Source organism: Shewanella sp. (assembly GCF_051658185.1).
In the GTDB taxonomy this organism is placed as follows: Bacteria; Pseudomonadota; Gammaproteobacteria; order Enterobacterales; family Shewanellaceae; genus Shewanella.
Map to the genome: position 1 here is coordinate 1 of NZ_JBOFMC010000018.1, position 1,629 is coordinate 1,629.

The 1,629-nt window shown below is 43.0% G+C and carries 3 protein-coding genes; 2 read left to right on the plus strand and 1 reads right to left on the minus strand.

The genetic code is table 11. The annotated features are described in order from the left end of the window. Nucleotides 1-103 precede the first annotated feature (103 nt). Both ACRCZA_RS00830 and hpf read left to right on the plus strand, forming a co-directional pair. The gene (locus ACRCZA_RS00830; RefSeq protein ID WP_438672594.1) at nucleotides 104-412 is read left to right on the plus strand and encodes a hypothetical protein; all 309 of its coding nucleotides are present in this window, start codon (nucleotides 104-106) and stop codon (nucleotides 410-412) included. A 322-nt stretch (nucleotides 413-734) separates the two neighbouring features. Continuing rightward, complete coding sequence (hpf, locus tag ACRCZA_RS00835) at nucleotides 735-1,091, plus strand: ribosome hibernation-promoting factor, HPF/YfiA family (RefSeq protein WP_438672595.1); 357 nt, start codon at nucleotides 735-737, stop codon at nucleotides 1,089-1,091. 187 nt (nucleotides 1,092-1,278) lie between these two features. Here the strand turns inward: hpf and ACRCZA_RS00840 are convergent. Further along, on the minus strand, nucleotides 1,279-1,629 hold a 351-nt coding region (locus ACRCZA_RS00840), incomplete at its 5' end, for a YebC/PmpR family DNA-binding transcriptional regulator (RefSeq protein WP_438672596.1).

The window sequence follows — 1,629 nt, forward strand, 5'->3', positions numbered from 1 at the left end:
AGCTTAGCCGTGATAAGTTAACCAGTAGCAGCGTTTGAGATAAGACTCTTCTTTAATAATTTGAAAAATCTGAACTAACGAGCCATCCCGCGGTAAACAGGCTTTGCGTGATAATGCCAATGGCCATCGCTATCACCATCACCATCACTTAAGCTCAGGCTTGCCTGTCACTGGCGGTGACATGGTTGATGGGCAGATGTTTGAGCTTACATGTAATAACATCTTAACCATTATGACAACATCAATCGGTGACGTTGCGCTACCTTTGTGGGTTGCAAGTGTTGTACTCATGCTTCAACTGGGACCGCTGGAAGTATTGTTGCTTATAACGTTCTTTGTCATCTTGTTGGAGTTGCAATCTATCATGCTAATGGTATTTCATTTTTGGCTACTTATTTTGCAATTACCGTGAGTTTTATCAAAACCGTTACGCCAGCCTTCTGGCTGCATGTCGTGTATCAGTCGCTCAATATCAGTTTCATCATCCTATGCCAATTGCTGTGGCAAACACTGAAAAACAGTTGTCTGAAATGCCATGTTACTGTTAATTATTGATAGCATTTATGGGTGATGACATTCTCGTTAGCTGGCGTTTGCGGGGAAGATCACCTTTAGTGGCGCTAATTATCGGCAGATGCGAAATATTTGCACAAGACTCTTGTGTTTTATCCTGTATGCCCCAAGCTCTAGTAATGAGAGCAAAATACAAGTCATAACACTAAAAGGGACACCCTATGAAAATAAATCTTTCCGGTCACCATGTCGATGTTACTGATTCTGTTAAAGAACATGTCAACGAGAAATTTTCAAAAATCGCTACTCATTTCCCAACCTTGATTGCGCTCGATATCATTATTGCCAAGGAACATGGTGAATTTGAGGTAGAAATTAGAACTAATTATGAAGGTAGCCGTATCTCGGCAACCGGTACCGATGAGATCATGTATCCCGCCATTGCTGCGGCAGCCAAAAAATTGGATGCGGCGCTTAAGCACCGTAAAGGCCAATTAAAAGCCGATTTGCACGAAAAGCCTAGCTGCACCACGCCAGCCATCGCCCATGAAATTATTCAAGAAATGGATTTACGTTAATCTGCTAAGCGTTTGGAGTGTGCGCGTCAGAGGGCGATGACAAGGTGGTAATCACAGCGTCGCAATCACACTGTCTTTGCCACAGCGTGGCAAGCGCGTAGCTAACAGAAATGAGCGGCTAACACAGTGAGGATTAAAACAAAAACGCAGCCATTAGGCTGCGTTTTTATGACAAGAATAAGGTGAGTTACTCTTCAATTTCGGCATTGTGGTAGACGTTTTGCACATCATCACAATCTTCTAATGCCGCGATAAACTTATCAAAAACCGCAACGTCTTCACCGGTTACCTTCGTCATGGTTTGTGGCACAAAGGTAATGTTTTCAATTTCAAAGTTAATCTCTGGCATTGCTTCGGTCAATGCAGTTTTAACCTTGAAGAACTCGGTATGCGGGGCAAATACGCTGATCATGCCATCTTCGACTTCGACATCGCTCACATCCACGTCAGCCATCATCAGAATTTCTAAAATAGCATCTTCATCATCGCCAGGAAATACAAATACGGCTGATTGATCAAACATGTGGCCAACAGTACC